The organism is Chromohalobacter beijerinckii (assembly GCF_023061185.1).
GTDB lineage: Bacteria > Pseudomonadota > Gammaproteobacteria > Pseudomonadales > Halomonadaceae > Chromohalobacter > Chromohalobacter beijerinckii.
On sequence record NZ_JAKGAK010000008.1, the window covers coordinates 97,026 to 115,236 of the forward strand.

Consider the following 18,211-nt stretch of genomic DNA (forward strand, 5'->3'; position numbering starts at 1 on the left):
CACGTCATTCGAGCGAGCCCGACGTATCGTGACGCGGGGCGCGTCTGTCGGTGACGCCCGAGGGCTCTAGCACGTCCTCTAGCCAGTGCCCGGCGCGTTCTGCCTTGGCGCTCAGGTAGCGCCGGTTGTGCTCGTTGAGCTTGCCATAGCAGGCCTGGCGGCCGACCACCTCGACACCGCCTCGGCTCATGGCGTCGATCTTGCCGGGATTGTTGGTCAGCAGCTCGATGCGCGTGACGGCAAGGGCCTCGAGCATCTGCAGCGCGACATGATAGCGGCGTTCGTCGTCGCCGAAGCCCAGCACCTGGTCGGCGTCGACGGTATCCAGGCCGTCGTCCTGCAGGTGGTAGGCCCGCAGCTTGTTGGCCAGGCCGATACCGCGCCCTTCCTGGGCGAGATACAACAGGATGCCGCCGCCACGTTCGCGAATAGCCGCCACGCTGGTGCGTAACTGTTCGCCGCAATCGCAGCGCAGGCTACCGAACAAATCGCCCGTCAGGCAGGCCGAGTGCAGGCGCACGGGTACGGGGTCCGCCCATTCGGCGGGGTCGCCGACGAGTACTGCCAGATGCTCGCGCAGACCGTCGCTCTCACGAAACAGCACAAATCGCGTGCGCTCGGCCTCGGCCAGTGGGATCTCCGCTTCGCTGATGCGCTTGAGCGAGGTCATGTCGCCTTCGTCGTAGCGTTGTACGTCTTCGAGTGACACGGCCAATAAGGTGCCGTCGGCGATGAGGGCATCTACCGCCTCGCGGCGCGCCGGGGCCACTGTGGCACTCAAAGCGGCGGGCACCAAAAGTCCACGTCGCATCAAGCCCAGCGCCGCGGTCTCCGCCGGCGTGGCGGGTTGCGACGCCTTTGGTGTGTCGGCCTCGGCCGCCATGGCCCAAGCGATGACATCGCCAGCACGATGGTCCACGCTTAGCGGCAGATGTACGGCGTGGGATGCGCTGGGCATCGACGCGCCGAGGCGGGCATGCCGATGCTCGGTAATCACCAGACCGGGCGCGTGGCCGGCCAGGGTGGCGAGCGATGTTAGGGTGTCGTCGTCGATGCCTTCCAGTGGCTGGACCAAGACGTCGTCTTGTGGAGTGCGCAGCACGACCGGCAAGCCGCGGCGCAAGTCGAAGATCGTACGTTCTACCTGTCTCATGAGCCTCTCCTTGGTTTTTGCGCGTCGTAATGCTTCGATGACGTGTCATGACACTTTCGTTGGCACACGGCACGGGAGACCGTATGAGCCTTGCGATACTCGATGTGGCGCTGGCCTGGCAAGGGATTTGTGAGGCTCGACGCCAGGATTGGGATGCCCACGCGGCGTTGACGCTGGCGAGCGGCCGGCTGCGAATCTGGCGCGGCGGCGCCTGGCAGGCCGAGGACCCGGTCACGGCGGAGGCGACGGCGCTGCTCGATAGCCTGTTGCCGAGCAGTGCCACGTCCGGGCGTTTCGTCATCGCGCAACTCGGGCAGAGCCTCGATGGACGTATCGCCACGGTCAGCGGTGCTTCGCACTACGTCACTGGCGAGGCGAGCCGCGTGCATTTGCATCGCCTGCGCGCACTGGTCGATGCCGTGGTGATCGGAGCGGGGACGGCCTGTGCCGACGATCCGCAGCTCACCGTGCGACATGAGACGGGGGATAACCCGGTACGCGTGATTCTCGATCCCAATGGCCGCGTGCCCGCGACCAGTGGTGTACTCCAGCGCGGCGATGCCCCGACGTTGCATATCACCCGGCATCCGTTGCCGCGCGAAACCCTGGGCGCCCATGTCGAATCGCTGGTACCCGATGGCGCGGCCGACCTGACGCCGTCGGCGCTGCTCGATACCCTGGCGGCACGTGGGCTTCGTCGCGTGCTCATCGAGGGCGGTGGACAGACCGTGTCGCGCTTCTTGGCAGACGGTCAGCTCGATCGCCTGCATGTCGTGGTGGCGCCGTTGTTGATCGGCTCGGGGCGCCCGGCCGTGAGCCTGGCCGAGATCGAGACCCTCGACGCTGCGCTGCGTCCGCCATGTCGTACGTTTGCGATGGGCGACGACACCTTGTTCGATCTGGCACTGCGTAAGTGACGCGATGCGATGCATGGTGACCTCCTCAGGGCTTGCCCGGCAGCGAGTCCGTGGCGGCCGAGGCGTGGTGAGGTGGGCGTCGCACGCCCAGCAGCCAGGCCCCCGGTAGGCTCGAGACCAGCACGATGACGCCGTAGACCATCGAGATGGCCACGCCCTGCGCGGGATCGAGCCCGGCCCCCATCCACACCAAGGCGGCGGCGCTTTCGCGCAGCCCCCAACCGGCCACCGAGAGCGGGATCGCCATGACCATGAGCACTGGCGGGATCAAGGGTAGAAGGGTGCCCAAGGCGATATCTGCGCCGATGGCCCGGGCGGCGATGGCATAAATCGCGATGTAGCTAGCTACCACGCCCAACGAACTGATGCATTGCCAAAGCCACATGCGCGAGGCGACTAGGGCGGCGCCGAGATCGTCCAGCGTATCGCGCAGCCAGGCCGGCGGACGACGATATCCCCAGATCCCCAGGGCGCCCAGTATGGCTATTCCCGCTAACAAGACTCCGGGCGCATTAGCCAGCCGGGCAAAGCCACCGAGCACGCTGTCGCGCAAGGCCGGCGAGGCCAGCAGCGCCGCGATGGCGATCAATGCCAGCATCAGTTGTCCCGAGAGACGTTCGATGATGACGGCGCGCCAGGCCCGTGGGCGGTCGCTGCTCGTCCGGGCATGGCGCCAGGCCCGAGAGGCATCGCCTACGATGCCGCCGGGAAGGACCTGATTGAGGAACGTGGCCGCGTAGTATTCCGCTACGGCGCGCCGTAACGGCAGTGTCAGCCCCATGCGACGGGCGGTCAGTCGCCAGCGCCAGGCGGAGAGCACGACCTGGGGCACGCTGAGGGCCAGTGCCAACAACAGCCAGCCTGGTGCGGGAGCAACGAAGGCGTCACGCAGTGCTTGGGCATCGAGTTGCCAGGCAAGCACTCCGATCAGCACCAGGCTGACGCCCAGGCGTGCGAGGGTTGCGTTAGCGGGACGCATGGGCTGGCTCCGGGGCGGCGAACAGGTCGCGGTGCCCGACGTACAGGTCGAGATGACCCCGGTCGAGGGCCTCCCGGCGGCGTTGCCACCAGCGCTCGATGCGCTGGCGATCATGGGGAGCTTGCTCACGGGCGGCGGCGGCCCAGCCGTCGATGAGGCTCAGCGCCAGGGGGCGCTGAGCTGGCGTCAGGTGCCAGGGACTTTCAGCGTCGGCGATGTGAAAGCCTCTGGTGGTAAAGGCTTGGATCAATGCTTGGGGTGCCGTGGTGCCAAGCGCAGGGCCGAGGCCCTTGTCGCGGCGTTGATGCGCGGCGAGTGTCTCGAAGAGCCAGGCATCTTCAGCATCATTGACCACTACATCATCGGCCTGGAAACGAATGTTGCCGTCCACGCTTAGCGTGATCAGTATCGCGGTGCGATGAGTCGCGCAGGCGTCGGCCAGGGTCTCGACCCAGGTGGCGCTGACCAAATCGCACAGCGCCGAGGCGGTAACGAGGTCGATATCGGCGAACCATGATGCTTCGAGCGCATGCAGGTCGCGCTGGTGTGTGGTCACGTGGATGGGCATGCCCGCGTTATCGCGCAAGGGCTGACAGCGCCCCACGGCATGCCCGAGCAGAGAATCGTCATGATCGACCAGGTGCCAGTGCTGGGGGCCGGGCAAGCGAGGCGCGAGATAGCGCACATTGGCACCACTGCCACTGCCAAGATCGAGTAATTGCCAGGGTGCGTGACCTCTACGTGCGGCAAGCCAGTCGCTGGCGGCCTGCAAGGGGACCGCAGCGCGAGCGTCGTGATCGGCCTGCTCGCGCCTCGCCAGCCAAGACTCGCTGAACGTACCGGCGGCGTTCATGGGGCGCCTCGTTGCAAGGCGGCGGCGAAGGCCGCACCGACCTGCGACCAATCGCGCAGCGAGGCTCGTGCGCGTTCGGCACCTTCGCGCCATGTCTGGCGCGCGTGCGGGTCGCCGAGCATCTCGCGCAGGGCACCAGCGAGCGCGGTGATATCACCGGCTGGCACCTTGAGGCCGGCATCGTCGGGCAGGGTATGTGCTAACGCCCCTCCGGTGGTGGTGACTACGGGAAGGGCATGTGCCAGGGCCTCGCTGACGACCATGCCGTAGCCTTCGTAATGCGAGGGCAACACGAAGATATCACTGGCGTGATAGGCCTCGTCCAGAGCATCGGCGGGTCGCTCGCCGAGCAAGTGGATGCGTTCTTCCAGGCCATGGGCGGCGATACGCGATTTAACGCGCTCTACATGCGCCGGTGCCCGATCCAGACCACCGATGCAGTCGCATGTCCAGGGCAGGTCGGTCAGCATGGCCAGCGCTTCGACGAGCACATCATGCCCCTTGCGCGGAGTGACCGTAGCCACGCACAAAAGGCGAGGCACCTCAGCATTGCCACGTGCCGGTGCGGCGCGCATCACGCCGGGTTCGACCACGTGCAAGCGTTCGGCGGTGACGCCGAAATCGGCGAGGCGGCGAGCGGTGAACGCACTGGTGACGATGACATCGCGCACGGCCGACAGCGCCCGGGTTTCGCTGATCAAGAAGCGCTCGCGTTCGGCGTCGCCAAGACCGGTTTCGTCGGCGAGCGGATGATGAACCAGGGCGGTGAGCGTCAAGCGCTGGGCATGGGCCTCGAGCACGTCGGGCAACCCGCCCATCGCGAGTCCATCGATGATCACATGGGCGCCCTCGGGCCGGGCCGCCAAGGCATTTTCCAGTGCCTTTTTCGCCGCGGTATCGGGCTCGGGAAAACGTCCCTCGAGGCCGATGACCTCGACCGGCCAGCCATGTTCGCGCAGGGCCGTGACGACGCGTGCATCGTAGACGTAGCCGCCGGTCAACTGCGCTGGGTCGCCGGCGACGATCAGTGTTACGGGGTGGCTCATATCGCGCCCTCGTAATTCGCCCAGGCGATATGCGATTCATGCAGCGTGACGCCGAGGGCCGTCAGGCCATGCCCGGTCTCGCCGAGTTCGCCCTGGCGGATGGCGTGGGCGAGGCGCTCGAAAACCACCTTGGCCATGAACTCGGTGGTGGTGTTGTGCCCTTGGAATTCGGGCACATCGTCGAGATTGTTGAAATTGAGCTCACTCAGTACTCGGGAAAGCGTCTGGCTGGCCAGGCCAATATCGACGACGAGATCGTCGCGGTCGAGTTCAGGGCGCTTGAAGGCGACATCGACCACATAGGTGGCACCGTGCAAGCGTTGCGCGGGTCCGAAGATCTCGCCGTTGAAGCTATGCGCGATCATGAAATGGTCTCTAACCGTCAGGGTGAACATCCGTGTGCTCCTTATGTGTATTACCGGCTATGTGTATGACTTGGATTGCCTTCGCATGGCGGTAGCGTCACGAATAGCGTATGCGATGACACAGTGCCGGGCGATCCGCGTCACTCAGTCGTGCCAGAGTGGTGGGCAGATCGAGGAAATCGCTTTCGCCGTCGACCAAGGCATCGAGACGGGCGTCGCGCAGTAGCGTCAGGGCTAGTTGTAGGCGCTGAGCATGGCTGCGTCGCGCGCGTCGTGCCGGGGAGACACCGCCGACCTGGCTGGCACGCAGCGTCAACCGCTGCGAGTGGAAAGCTTCGCCGAGGGGCAATGCAACCTCGTCGCGTCCGAACCAGCTCAGCTCGATGATTTCTGCTTCGTACCCCGCCAGTGCTAGGGCGCTGCGCAGGCCGTGAGGGCTACCGCTGGCGTTGATCACGATATCCTGTTCATCCTCGGCATCGTGCGGGTGGCGAAAGGGCAAACCCAGCACGGCGGCCAATTCGGCTTTACCGGCATCGATGTCGAGCAGTTGCACACGCACACCGGCCGTTTGTTGGCATAACCAGGCGACCAAGCTGCCGACCACGCCGGCGCCGATGACGCTGATTCGGTCGCCGACGCGTGGGGCAGCGTCCCACAAGGCGTTGACGGCGGTTTCCATGTTGGCCGCAAGGACCGCGCGAGTGGCGGGAAGGTCCTCGGGTAGGGGCACGACGGCCTCGATGGGAACGACGTAACGTGTCTGGTGAGGATAGAGACAGAAGATTTCTCGGCCGCGCCAGGCCACCGGTCCTTCCTCGACCACGCCGACATTGGCATAGCCGTACTTGACCGGGCCGGGAAAGTCGCCTTCCTGAAAAGGCGCGCGCATGCGGGTGTATTCGCTCTCCGGGATCTTGCCTTGAAACACCAGGCTTTCAGTGCCGCGGCTGACGGCGCTGTAGCGTGTTCTGACCAACAGCTCATTCGTCTGGCGGGTAGGCAAGGCGTGCTGTCTGATCTCACCGTGCCCCGGTGCCTGTATCCAAAAAGCCTGGGCGTTCGCTGCGTGCATGGCAAACCTCCTTCCTTGCCTTGAGTATCGTCCATGACATCATTCATGTACAGGTATTGTACATGAGGGTGTTTTTGTACCATTTTATTTCAAGTATCGAGTGCTATCAGCGTAGTGAAAATCGCGCTGTTTATTGGGCCTTCTGCCATAGTTAAATGCAGACGTTGGGGAGAAAAGGTCATGCGTGATACATCACGCCACGCCACCGGCCGCAGAGCATCGTGGGTACATGGAATGCCGGCGGTTATAGAGCTACTGTTGGGCTTGTGCCTGGTGGGGCTGCTGGTGGAAACCCTTCAGTGGCACCTGGCAGCGCCCCCCGGGCTTGGCTGGACGGTAGGGGGGGTGTATCTGGCGATGGCGGTCATGATCGTATGGGGTTGGCCAGTAGCATTGCGTTGGCTGGGCTGGGCCAATCGCGTGACCTTGCTGCGGGGGGCGTTGATCGCACTACTGGCCGGCAGCATGGCGTTTCCTACCTTTATGCAACGTCATACGCTGGAAATGGTAGGGCTGGCATTGCTGGCCTTGTGCTTGGATGGCCTCGATGGCTGGGTGGCACGACATACGCATTCCACCACTGCCTTCGGCGCCCGGTTTGACATGGAGCTGGATGCCTTCTTCATAGCAGTGTTGTGCTGCGCACTCGTGGTGCTCGACAAGCTGGGCGGCTGGGTGCTGTTGTGCGGGGCGCTGCGATATGTCTTCGTCGCGGCAGGATATGCATGGACATGGTTGCGGCGGCCGTTGCCGTCGAGTTTACGCCGTAAGGTGATTTGCGTGTGGCAGGTGATCAGCCTGCTGGCGGCGTTACTGCCTTGGGTATCGACCTTCTGGGCCATGTTGAGTGTGGGCCTGGCGCTGATATTGCTGTTGTACTCGTTCATGAGTGATGTCGCGTGGCTATATCGCCGCCGACGCATGTGTGTCTGACATTGAGCTCACGCTCTCGGAGAGGTCAGGGGGCTTAAGCGACGGCTAAATGTCATTATTCAGCTTATATGCTTGATTGGCCCATCTAGTGATGTTCTTCAAGATGATTCAAGTGGTTGATGAATTGCGTGAAGATTTCGGCCTGGGTGGAGGTATTCAATCGTGCATGGATATTCTTGCGGTGCACCTTTACTGTGCCGACGCTGATTTTTAGGTGGTCGGCAATCGCTTGGGAAGAAAAACCCCGCAGGATGAGGTCGGTAATTTCCCGTTCACGCTGAGTCAGCACGCCACTGGCGAAAGTGCGCAGCGCGCGCTTCATGGGGCCGTCGGAACGGCCGTATTGCAGGAACTCGTCGGACTGGGTCTGCCAGAACTGTCGCATGAGCGCACTGATGACCGGGTGGAACTCTTGCAGGGCATTCAACTCGGTGCGCGAAATGCTTTCCAGCGAGGCTTTGCGCCCGAGCGTGATGGCGCAGGTCACTTCGTCATCGAGACGGATCAATAGATTGATCTCATCCACCAGCCCGAAGTTCTGGTAGCAGGTTTGATAGTACTCAGTGTTCTTGAATGAGTCCGGCATGATGTCGGCCAGTCGCACGATGCCGGGGGAGGCAGTGTCCTTGATGGCGTGGAACAGCGGGTCGAGGACATAGGCATGATTGATGTACTGGCGCAGGGTGTCGCTCTGCTCCGCCGGATCGGAAGGATGGACGAGAATCGGTCGCAGCGATTTCTTGTAGGTCAGTAGCAAAATCGTGTCGAAGAAACACAGAGTCGAAAGGAAGGTCTCCAGCATCGCCGGAAAACTGCGCAGTCGCTGATGCTCGATGAGTACGGCCAAGTTTTTCTGCCAACTCTCATTGGTCTGTATCTGAGTGACGCGATCTCTCATCGCTTGTCCTTGCTCTTGTACGCGGCTGCAGGGTGTTATCGTGAATTCCTCCAAGGCTAAGCTAGATGGTGGGCCGGCACCAGCCCGGCGCGCCTTCGGGTCATGCGACAGGCAGACATAAATGACGTCTTCTCCCGACCGGATACCCCTGGGGTGATAGATACACCACTATCTGGATGGGATATCTTGATGCTCTGATTTTCGAAAAGCATTCAAGAGCCACGCGTATGACGACGAATAACAAACAGGACAAGGCCCGCGATCTGGACCTCTTCATCACGGATTTGAACGGGAATTTACGCGGCAAGCGCCTGCCTGCAAGCGGTTTGAAAAAGCTCCACAAGGAAGGGGTCAAACTGCCGCGTTCGGTGGTGGGCTTTGATTTCTGGGGCGCCGATGTTCTGGACAATGGCCTGGTATTCGAGACCGGTGACAGTGATGGTGTCTGCATGCCTGTCAGCCAAGAGCCAAGTCCTGTGCCCTGGTCGGAAGCGCCGCGTGACCAGATGCTGGCGATGATGTTCAATCCCGATGGCACGCCCTTCGAAGCCGATCCTCGGCAGGTGCTAAAGCGCATGGTGGATCGCTTCGCCGAAAAGGGGCTGACACCGGTGATGGCCACCGAGCTTGAGTTCTATCTGATGGATGCCGAGTCGGAAAGCATTCAGCGTCCGATACCGCCGGCACTGGCCGATGGCAAAGGACGCCGTCTCGCCAATGCGGAAGGTTATTCCGTGGAGGAAATGGACGGCTTCGAGGCCTTCTTCGCGGATATCCGTGAGGCCTGCCAGGGGCAGGGGATCGACGCCGACACCATCATTGCCGAGATGGGCCCGGGGCAGTTCGAGGTGAACCTCAACCACGTGTCCGATCCGCTGAATGCGGGCGATCAGGCGATTCTCTTCAAGCGGCTCGTGCGTGGTGTTTCCCGCCGCCACGGCTATTCGGCGACCTTCATGGCCAAGCCTTACGTCGAGGAAAGCGGCAACGGCTTTCACACGCATTTCAGCCTGCTCGACCGCGACGGTCACAATGTGTTCGATGACGGCACCGAGCAGGGCAGTGATCTACTGCGCCACGCCATCGCCGGGCTGGTGCAGTTGATGCCGGAGAGCATGCTGGTGTTCGCGCCGCATCTGAATTCCTATCGTCGCTTCATGTCGGGCGCTCATGCACCGACGCATGCTAGCTGGGGCTACGAGAACAGGACGGTGGCCTTGCGTGTGCCGGAAAGCCCCAACCTTGCACGTCGTATCGAGCACCGAGTGGCGGGGGCCGATGCCAATCCATATCTGGTGCTGGCGTCGGTTCTCGCCGGTGCATTGTATGGTATGGAAAACGCACTCGAGCCGGATGCCCCGGTGGAAGGTGATGCCTACGCCGACGAGAGTCCTCAATATCCGTTGCCTTGCGAGTGGCAGGATGCGATCACTCGCTTCGAGCAGAGCGAGAAACTGAGTGAATACCTGGGCGAAGAGTTCGTGCGTGTCTACGCGCACGCCAAGCGGCAGGAGCGCCGTCGCCTGAACAAGCGCATCTCCGATGTTGAATACGAGGCCTATCTGGGGTTGCTCTGATCCTGGCCAGGCCCTGAATACATGCACGGCGCGGCCGTGAGCGAGGAATCAGTCATGACGCTGAAAATCGGCATACTGGCCACCGGCACGACGCCGGACAACCTGATCGAAACGTATGGTTCCTACGCCGACATGTTCGTTAATTTGTTCGGTCAAGCCGGTTATGACTTTACCTTCACGACCTTCGATGTCCGAGACGATGTTTTTCCCGAATCAGCCGATGCTTGTGATGCCTGGATCATCACCGGCTCGAAGTTCAGTGTCTGCGACAAGACGCCCTGGATGGCACGGTTGAAAGAACTGATTCTGGAAATCTATGACACCGGCCGTCCGATCGTGGGCATTTGCTTCGGCCACCAGATCGTGGCGGAAGCCTTCGGTGCCGACGTCGATCGATATCCGCAAGGCTGGGGCGTGGGACTGCACACCTATCAACTGGAAAAGAGCGTAACGGAACTGAGCGCTCTGGATGGACGATTCACGCTGAATGCCGTGCATCAGGATCAGGTGCTTAGCAAGCCGAAGCAGGCTGAGGTCATCGCTTCTTCGTCGTTCTGCCCGTTTGCGGCCCTCCAGTACGACGACCGCATCCTGACCCTTCAGGCGCACCCAGAGTTCAACGTGGCATTCGAAACGCGGTTGCTTCAGTCACGTCGTGACGCTCCGATTCCGTCGACCGCGACCGACTCAGCGCTGGTCGAACTCAATGAAGCGTCTGCGCAGACGGATTCACTGCAGGTCGCCCACTGGATGGCCGAGTTTCTGCTGCAGGATCGACCTCGTTAGGCGTGCCTACGCGTTGTCTGGAAAATGCCGGTGCTTGCCCATACAGCGCTTGATGTAGCCATTCGAGATCAATCGGGCCATATCGCGATAATAGCCCGATGATCCCGAAAGCCCATGCAACGCTCAGACACGCGGCTGCTGCTGGGTGATGCAGTGGATGTTGCCGCCGCCGAGCAGGATCTCGCGGGCATCGACGGCGACCACCCGGCGGTCTGGAAACAAGTTCTCGAGAATGGCTCGTGCCTCGTCGTCGTAGGCCGGGTCGAGTCTGGGTATCACCACCACCGAATTGCCAATGTAGAAATTGACGTAGGAGGCGGCCATGCGGTCGCCCGGTTGCCGTGGGCGCGAACTGCTCAGCCGGTCGACGCCGCTGGCTTCGGTCTCGGCGATGGTCAACGGGCCGGGCATCGGTAGCTTGTGCACGGTAAGCCGCCGTCCCCTGGCATCGGTGGCCGCCTCGAGAATTCCCAAGGCCTCGCGGGAGATGGCATGTTGCGGGTCGCTATCGTCAGCGGTCCAGGACAACGCCACTTCGCCGGGGGCGACGAAGCAGCATAGATTGTCGACGTGGCCGTCGGTCTCGTCCTGGAAACAGCCCCGCGGCAGCCAGATGATCTTTTCGACACCCAGGTAGGCGCACAACAGTCGTTCGATCTCGGGCTTGTCGAGATCGGGGTTGCGGTTGGGATTGAGCAGGCACTCCTCGGTGGTGATCAGGGTGCCCTCGCCATCGACGTGGATGGCGCCCCCTTCGACCACCAGCGGGGTGATGAAGCGTTCGATACCGAGTACCTCGGCGATCTTCTGGCGGATGCGACGATCCTTGTCCCAGGGAAAGTAGAGGCCACCGTTGAGCCCACCCCAGGCGTTGAATTCCCAGTCGACCATGGCCAAGCGACCATCCGGATGGGTCAGGAAGGTCGGCCCGACATCGCGCATCCAGGCGTCGTTGCTGGAAAGCTCGATCACTCGGATGTGGCTCGGCAACTGGTTGCGGGCGTTCTCGTATTGATCGTCGTTGACGCCGACGAATACCGTCTCGCTCTCGGCGATCGCACGGGCCACGGCGACGAACGCCGCCTGGGCCGGCTTGGCCCCATAGCGCCAGTTGTCGGGACGCTGTGGCCAGAGCATCCAGCAGGCGTCGTGCGGGGCGAACTCGGCGGGCATGCGAAACCCGCGTTCTGCCGGCGTGGCGGTGCGACGCTCAGTCGCGATGTTTGTGTCGTTCATGACGAACCTCAAAGATAGCCTGCTGCCAGAAATACCAGCGTGGCAAGGAAGGCGGCAATAAGCGCATAGGGAAGCTGAGTCAGGGCATGGGCCATGGGCGTGCAGCCGCTACCCTGGGCCGATAGCACCGTGGAGTCGCCGTAGAAACAGGCGTGGCTGCCGAAGGCACTGGCCGAGATCAATGCGCCGATCACCAGTGGCATCTCGGCGTGGACGCTGCTCGCCAGCGGTAGAACGATCGGCATCGCTACGGCGAATAGTCCCCAGAACGAGCCGGTGGCAAAGGCCAGGAACGCCATCGTGACGAAGCTCACTGCCGGCAACAACTGAGCCGTCATCAGCGGTTGCAGCGTCTGGATCACGTATTCGGTGAGTCCCAGACCATCGTTGACTTCCTTGAGCGTGAAGCCGGCGACCAGCGTGCCCAACGGCATGAGCATCGACTTGAAGCCATCGAGCGCGGTATCGAAGGTGGCGTGAAAGCTCATCAGGCGCTGGCTGAAGATCAGTACCAGTGTCACGGCCAGGGCCACGATCACGCCGCGCAGTATGTCGATATCGAAATACCAGGTGAAGAAGATCAGGCTGGCGATGGGCAGCAGAAAATTGAGTAGGTGGGGGCGTCGCTGGCCTTCGTCCTCGACCTCCAAGGCGTTTTCCTCGGCGCCGTCGGGCATCACTTGACCGCCGCTGGCACGCAGTTCGGCCGTCTTCATGGGGCCGATGGCGGGGATCCACCCCATCGCGACCAGCGGGACCACCGCGGCGGCAATCCAGGCGTAGAACATGTAGGGAATCGCCTCGATATAAAGTCCCATGCCACTGCCGGTCACATTGTTTTCCTCGAGCAGTCCGGCGAAGAACACGGCCCAGGTCGAGAAGGGGACCAGGATGCAGATCGGCGCGGCGGTCGAGTCGACGATGTAGGCGAGCATCTCTCGCGAAACCTTGAAGCGGTCGGTGATTTTCTTCATCGAGGCGCTGATCGCCAGGGCGTTGAGGTAGTCGTCGACGAAGATGGCCAGGCCGAGGAGCCAGGTGGTCAGCAGCCCCTGACGCCGGCCATGGATGCGGCGGGTCATGACGTCGCCGAAGGCTAGCACGCCGCCGGTACGCACCAGTAGCGCGATCAGGCTGCCGAATAACCCACAGACCAGGATGATCCAGGTCACGGTGTCGTTGCCGAGCACCGTGAGCAACGTGTCGGAAGCCTGGTTCACCACGCTTGTCGGATCGATCATCAACATGCCAACCAGCGCGCCGGTCATCAGTGATTCGATGGTGCGGCGGGTGACGATGGCCATGATCAGCACAATCAGGGTGGGAAACAGGCTCCAGAGTCCGTAAGTGTCCATGTAGTACTCTTTTGTGATTGTGGTCTCGGGGGTTGGGCCCGTGGATGGACCTCGGATGCTTCCATTGGGCAGATCGAGAAGGCGCTTTTACAGGTAGCCGTCGGCCTGCAGCGTTGCTGTCGTGGCGGTCAGCGCGGCGTCGAGGATCGCCACCACCTCGTCGACCACTTCGCGGGTCCAGATCAGCGGCGGCGAGACGATGTTGAGGTGCCCAACCGGACGGATGATCAGGCCACGCTGCTGGGCCTCGAAGGCGATACGATCGCCAACCCGCGCCTCTATTGGAAAGAGCGCCTTGGTGTTTTTGTCGGCGACGTTCTCGAGACACATCATGAAATGGCTACCGCGCACGTCGCCCACCGTGGCGTGATGCGACAACGAGGCCAGGCGTTCCTCGAGATAGGGACCCACCTCGCGGACGTTTTCGCAGATCCCCTCGCGCGCGATGATCTCGATGTTCTTGAGCGCCGCCGCGCAGCTCACCGGATGCCCGGAATAGGTGAAGCCGGTGCTCAGCACGCCGCCCGGTCCCTGCGGGGTGGACAGCACGTCGTAGAGCTCATCGGAGATTAGCGTCGCGCCCAGCGGTGCATAGCCGGACGACAGCCCCTTGGCGCAGTTGATGATATCGGGTTGGGTCTCGTACACCGCCTCGGAGGCGAAGAAGTGCCCCAGGCGACCGAAACCGGTCACGACCTCGTCGGCGATGTAAAGGATGTCGTTGGCGCGACACACCGCCTGCATGCGCTTGTGATAGTCCTTCGGCGCCACCAGCACGCCGCCGGCGCCCATGATCGGCTCGGCGATGAAGGCGGCGATGTTGTCGGCGCCGATCTCGGCGACGGTGTCCTCGAACTCCCGAACCAGGTGATCGCAGTAGTCGGCCTCGCTCATCCCCTCGGGGCGCCGGTAGCAGTTGGCCTCGCTCAAATGAGTGACCAGATGATCGAGGGTGTCGAAGTCCCAATTGTTGCTGGCGATACCGGTCAGGGTGGAGGCGAGGTAGGTGGTGCCGTGATAGGCATTGTTGCGTGAAATGATGCGCTTCTTGGCCGGCTTGCCCAAGCGGTTGAAGTAGTAATGCACCAAACGAATGGTGGCATCGTTGGCCGTCGAGCCGCCGCAGCTGTAGAAGACGTGGTTGAGGTGCGCGGGGGCGAGCTCGGCCAGCTTGGCGGAAAGCTCGGCAGCCGGGGCGTTGGACAGGTTGTTGAAGGTCGAGAAGTAGGCCATGCGGGTGGCCTGGTCGGCCATCGCCTCGCCGATCTCGCGACGGCCATGGCCGACGTTGACGCACCACAGCCCGGCGATGCCGTCGATGAAGCGGTTGCCGTGGGCATCCTGGACGTAGATGCCGTCGCTGTCGGTGATCAGGTCGCAGCCTTCCTCATGAAAGGTGCTGAAGTCGGTGAATGGGTGGATGAAGTGATCCTTGTCTTTCTGCCACAGCGCTTGGGCATCGTGGATACGGGTCTCGGTGTTCATGGTGTCGTCTCGCCAGTTAAAAGCGGTCATTGCCGTAATGGGTGGCCGCGATGCGTCGATATGATGCGTCGTTGCCTTCGCAAAGAGCCTAGCGAGGAAAGGGAGGGTGGGAATATATCCTGATAGGGGTATATCGCGGCGACCGGGGAGCCGCCTAATGTGTTCAATGATGCAAATACCTAACAAGCACAAAGGGGGTACCTCATGGCGGTTTCCATTGATGGCCAACGGTTATGGGACAGCCTGATGGCGATGGCCGAGATAGGCCCCACCGAGCACGGTGGCAGTTGTCGCCTGGCCTTGACCCCGGAGGATGCCGCCGGACGACGCTTACTGCTCGACTGGTGCGAGTCGTTGGGCTGTACCTGGCGGGTCGATCGCGTCGGCAATCTCTTCATTCGCCGCGCCGGCCAGCGCGACGATCTCGAGCCGGTGGCCATGGGGAGTCATCTGGACACCCAGCCCAAGGGCGGTCGCTTCGACGGTATTCTCGGCGTTCTGGCCGGGCTCGAAGTGTTCCGTACGCTCGCGGATCAGGGCATCGTCACCGAGCGGCCGCTGGTACTGGTGGTCTGGACCAACGAGGAAGGCAGCCGCTTCGCGCCAGCCATGGTCGCTTCCGGTACCTACGCCGGTGCGTTCAGCGTCGAGTCGACTTTGGCCCGTGAGGACCGCGATGGCGTGACGTTCGGCGAGGCTCTCGAGGCCTGCGGTTATGCCGGCGAATCGCCGGTCGGCGAACCGCGCCTGGACAGCTTCTTCGAGTTGCACATCGAACAGGGCCCGGTGCTCGAGGAAGAAGGCGAGACCATCGGCGTGGTGACCGGTGTCCAGGGTATGCGCTGGTTCGATGTGACGCTTGCAGGCCAATCGGCCCATGCCGGCCCTACCCCCATGCGCTACCGACGCGATGCCCTGGCCGCGGCGGCGCGCCTGATCGACCGGCTGCAGGCCCATGCCTTGGGCGACGAAAGCGGTGACACCAAGGTGACCTGCGGCTGCCTGGATATCGACTCGGCGTCACGCAATGTGGTGCCGGGTGACGTCAAACTCACCATCGACCTGCGCCATGTGGTAGAGAACGAACTCGACGCATTGCAGACGTATTTCGAAGGACTGCTCAGCGAAGTGGGCGAGACCTGCGGCGTCACGGTGTCCCAGGAGCGGATCTGGGCCTCGCCGGTGGTCGAGTTTGCCCCCGAGTGCGTCGCGGCGGTGGAACGCGGCGCTCGCGAGCAGGGGCTGAAATACCGTCGCATGATGAGCGGTGCCGGCCACGACGCCGTCTATGTGTCGCGGGTGGCGCCGACGGCCATGATCTTCGTGCCCTGCCGCGACGGCATCAGCCACAACGAGGCTGAATACGCCACGCCGGAAGACTGTGCCGCAGGCACGCAAGTGCTTTGCGATGCGATCCTTGAACGCGCCAACCGCGTGTACTGACATAAGGAGAACAACATGACTCAATCCATAACATCGATTCCCGAAACTCATGCCGATTGGCGGGCGCTGGCCGAGCGCCTGAGTGTCGAAAAGGGCCTCGAGGCGTGTGCCTATATCGATGACACCTTCGTCGATGCCGTCGATGGCGCGACCTTCACCACGCTCAATCCGGCCACCGGCGAGACGCTCGCCGAAGTGGCCAGCTGCGACGCCACCGATGCCGAGGCTGCGGTGGCCGTGGCCCGGCGCGCCTTCGAAGGTGGCGAGTGGTCACGGCAGGCACCGGGCGAGCGCAAGGCCGTGCTGCTGCGTCTGGCCGACCTGATGGAAGAGCATCAGCACGAGTTGGCGCTGCTCGACAGCCTGGACATGGGCAAGCCGGTGTCGAGTGCCATGGGGGATATGGCCGGCGCCATTGGCTGCATTCGTCATCATGCCGAATCCATCGACAAGCTCTACGGCGAGATCGCACCCACTGGTGAGGACAGTCTGGGCCTGGTGATGCGCGAGCCGCTCGGTGTGGTGGCGTCGATCGTGCCCTGGAATTTTCCGCTGATGATGACGGCCTGGAAGATCGGCCCGGCGCTGGCCGCCGGCAACAGTGTCATTCTCAAGCCCTCGGAAAAGTCGCCGCTGTCGGCGTTGCGTCTGGCGAAGCTGACCCGGGAAGCCGGTTTACCGCGTGGCGTCTTTCAGGTGCTGCCCGGTTTTGGCCATACCGTGGGCAAGGCCCTGGCGCTGTCCATGGACGTCGACTGTCTGGCCTTTACTGGCTCCACCGGGGTCGGCAAGCAACTGATGCAGTACGCCGGACAGTCGAACCTCAAGAAGGTCTTTCTGGAGTGCGGGGGCAAGAGCCCGAACGTGATTTTCGCCGACTGCAAGGACCTGGACCGGGTGGCCGAGCATGCCGCTGGGGCGATCTTCCACAACCAGGGCGAGGTGTGCATCGCCGGCTCGCGGCTGCTGGTCGAGAACGCGATCCGTGAGGTCTTCGTCGACAAGGTGCTGGCAGCCGCCGAACGCATGCAGCCCGGCGATCCGTTGGATCCGGCGAGCTTCATGGGCGCAATGGTCGATCAGACCCAGTATCAACGTGTACTCGATTATATCCGCCAGGGTGTCGAAGAGGGTGCTACGCTACGTGCCGGCGGCCAGGCCCTGAATGTCGAAGGGATCAATGGCCAGGGTCTCTTCATCGGTCCGACAGTGTTCGATGGCGTCACCGACGCCATGGCCATCGGTCGGGAGGAAATATTCGGCCCGGTATTGGCGGTGTTCGGCTTCGACATCGAGGAGGAGGCCGTGCGGCTGGCCAATGACAGCGACTACGGCCTGGCGGCGGGCCTGTGGAGTCAGGACATCGATCGCATCATGCGCGTCACCCGTCGGCTGCGCTCGGGGCAGGTCTTCGTCAACAACTGGGCGGACATGGACCAGACGGTGCCCTTCGGTGGGGTCAAGCAGTCCGGCAACGGCCGTGACAAGTCCCACCATTCGCTGGAGGAATATTCCGATCTCAAGACCGTTTGGATATCGCTGACGCCTTCGACTTGAACGACGTCACGAGGTCAGTGATGTTCCACGACTCCAGAGGGCGCCGAGGTCTACTGCTCCACGTGGCGCCGCGAGACCAGCGCCACGTGGTCGAGGAAAAGCCGAAAGAGCTGTGACTGGCTGGAAACCTCGAGGCGTTGGTAGAGGTGCTTGCGGTGGACCTTGACGGTGCCGTCGCTGATGCCCAGTTCGCGGGCCGCTGATTTGGTGGAGTGGCCCGCCAGCAGCAGGCGCACGATCTCTCGTTCGCGTGCCGTCAGGCGCTCCCGCCCGAAGCTATCGAAGGCTTCTTCCACGGGTTCTCGCTCGGCTAGGCATTGGTGGAAGCGATGTTCCTGCCACTTCCAGTATTCTCCGAGCAGAGCTTCCAGTACCGGCGAGATATGGCGTAACGCCAGCATATCCCGGCGGGTGATCCGTGGGGCATCGTCACGGAAGCCCAGTGACACCACCATAACGACGTCCGTATCGACCCTGGCGAACAAGCCGATCTCGTCGGTGAGCCCCAAGGCTCGATAATAGTGATGATAGTAGTCGCTGCTCTCGAAACGAT

Annotated in this window: 17 protein-coding genes; 6 read left to right on the forward strand and 11 right to left on the reverse strand. The window is 62.6% G+C overall.

Annotation, left to right across the window (positions count from 1 at the left end; all coding sequences use genetic code 11):
- Positions 1–4 precede the first annotated feature (4 nt).
- Complete coding sequence (locus L1075_RS08615; RefSeq protein WP_246941395.1) at positions 5–1,153, reverse strand: GTP cyclohydrolase II; 1,149 nt, start codon at positions 1,151–1,153, stop codon at positions 5–7.
- 83 nt (positions 1,154–1,236) lie between these two features.
- Between L1075_RS08615 and L1075_RS08620 the strand changes: the two genes are divergently transcribed.
- Entirely contained in the window at positions 1,237–2,070 is an 834-nt protein-coding gene (locus L1075_RS08620; RefSeq protein ID WP_246893828.1) for a RibD family protein, read from the forward strand.
- Positions 2,071–2,095: 25 nt separating this feature from the next.
- On the opposite strand, the gene L1075_RS08625 is transcribed toward L1075_RS08620, so the two are convergent.
- The 5 genes from L1075_RS08625 to L1075_RS08645 all read right to left on the reverse strand — a co-directional run bounded on the left by L1075_RS08625 (position 2,096) and on the right by L1075_RS08645 (position 6,388).
- The gene (locus L1075_RS08625; RefSeq protein WP_075369595.1) at positions 2,096–3,049 is read right to left on the reverse strand and encodes a lysylphosphatidylglycerol synthase transmembrane domain-containing protein; all 954 of its coding nucleotides are present in this window, start codon (positions 3,047–3,049) and stop codon (positions 2,096–2,098) included.
- A complete protein-coding gene (locus L1075_RS08630; RefSeq protein ID WP_246941397.1) occupies positions 3,036–3,902 on the reverse strand; it encodes a class I SAM-dependent methyltransferase in 867 nt (288 codons plus the stop codon). Before L1075_RS08630 ends, L1075_RS08625 begins: the two co-directional genes overlap by 14 nt.
- A complete protein-coding gene (locus tag L1075_RS08635) occupies positions 3,899–4,948 on the reverse strand; it encodes a glycosyltransferase family 4 protein (protein WP_246941399.1) in 1,050 nt (349 codons plus the stop codon). Before L1075_RS08635 ends, L1075_RS08630 begins: the two co-directional genes overlap by 4 nt.
- The gene (locus tag L1075_RS08640) at positions 4,945–5,343 is read right to left on the reverse strand and encodes a 6-pyruvoyl trahydropterin synthase family protein (RefSeq protein WP_075369598.1); all 399 of its coding nucleotides are present in this window, start codon (positions 5,341–5,343) and stop codon (positions 4,945–4,947) included. The genes L1075_RS08635 and L1075_RS08640 overlap by 4 nt, the downstream gene beginning before the upstream one ends.
- Before the next feature lie 67 nt (positions 5,344–5,410).
- Positions 5,411–6,388, reverse strand: coding sequence for a zinc-dependent alcohol dehydrogenase (locus tag L1075_RS08645; protein WP_075369599.1), 978 nt, complete (start codon positions 6,386–6,388; stop codon positions 5,411–5,413).
- Positions 6,389–6,568: 180 nt separating this feature from the next.
- Here L1075_RS08645 and L1075_RS08650 point away from each other — a divergent pair, with 180 nt between their 5' ends.
- Positions 6,569–7,321, forward strand: a complete 753-nt coding sequence (locus tag L1075_RS08650; RefSeq protein WP_246941401.1) for a CDP-alcohol phosphatidyltransferase family protein — start codon at positions 6,569–6,571, stop codon at positions 7,319–7,321.
- Positions 7,322–7,406: 85 nt separating this feature from the next.
- Here L1075_RS08650 and L1075_RS08655 read toward each other — a convergent pair whose 3' ends face one another.
- Positions 7,407–8,219 carry a response regulator transcription factor gene (locus L1075_RS08655; protein ID WP_075369600.1) on the reverse strand — a complete coding sequence of 271 codons (813 nt, stop codon included), beginning with the start codon at positions 8,217–8,219 and terminating at the stop codon, positions 7,407–7,409.
- A gap of 227 nt (positions 8,220–8,446) precedes the next feature.
- On the opposite strand from L1075_RS08655, the gene L1075_RS08660 reads away from it, so the two are divergent.
- Positions 8,447–9,796 carry a glutamine synthetase family protein gene (locus L1075_RS08660; RefSeq protein WP_246941402.1) on the forward strand — a complete coding sequence of 450 codons (1,350 nt, stop codon included), beginning with the start codon at positions 8,447–8,449 and terminating at the stop codon, positions 9,794–9,796.
- A 54-nt stretch (positions 9,797–9,850) separates the two neighbouring features.
- Complete coding sequence (locus L1075_RS08665) at positions 9,851–10,582, forward strand: glutamine amidotransferase-related protein (RefSeq protein WP_246941404.1); 732 nt, start codon at positions 9,851–9,853, stop codon at positions 10,580–10,582.
- Positions 10,583–10,705: 123 nt separating this feature from the next.
- Here the strand turns inward: L1075_RS08665 and aguA are convergent, their stop codons facing one another.
- The 3 genes from aguA to L1075_RS08680 all read right to left on the reverse strand — a co-directional run bounded on the left by aguA (position 10,706) and on the right by L1075_RS08680 (position 14,658).
- Positions 10,706–11,818 (reverse strand): agmatine deiminase, encoded by a 1,113-nt coding sequence (aguA, locus tag L1075_RS08670; protein ID WP_246941406.1) that lies wholly within the window; start codon positions 11,816–11,818, stop codon positions 10,706–10,708.
- 8 nt (positions 11,819–11,826) lie between these two features.
- Entirely contained in the window at positions 11,827–13,173 is a 1,347-nt protein-coding gene (locus L1075_RS08675; protein WP_246893821.1) for a Na+/H+ antiporter NhaC family protein, read from the reverse strand.
- An 87-nt stretch (positions 13,174–13,260) separates the two neighbouring features.
- Entirely contained in the window at positions 13,261–14,658 is a 1,398-nt protein-coding gene (locus L1075_RS08680) for an aminotransferase (RefSeq protein WP_246941408.1), read from the reverse strand.
- Between the two features lie 204 nt (positions 14,659–14,862).
- Between L1075_RS08680 and L1075_RS08685 the strand changes: the two genes are divergently transcribed.
- The gene (locus tag L1075_RS08685; RefSeq protein WP_246941410.1) at positions 14,863–16,101 is read left to right on the forward strand and encodes a Zn-dependent hydrolase; all 1,239 of its coding nucleotides are present in this window, start codon (positions 14,863–14,865) and stop codon (positions 16,099–16,101) included.
- A 15-nt stretch (positions 16,102–16,116) separates the two neighbouring features.
- Entirely contained in the window at positions 16,117–17,658 is a 1,542-nt protein-coding gene (locus L1075_RS08690) for an aldehyde dehydrogenase (RefSeq protein ID WP_246941412.1), read from the forward strand.
- Positions 17,659–17,708: 50 nt separating this feature from the next.
- Here L1075_RS08690 and L1075_RS08695 read toward each other — a convergent pair.
- Positions 17,709–18,211 (reverse strand): LuxR C-terminal-related transcriptional regulator (locus L1075_RS08695; RefSeq protein ID WP_246941413.1); only part of this gene is annotated, 503 nt, incomplete at its 5' end.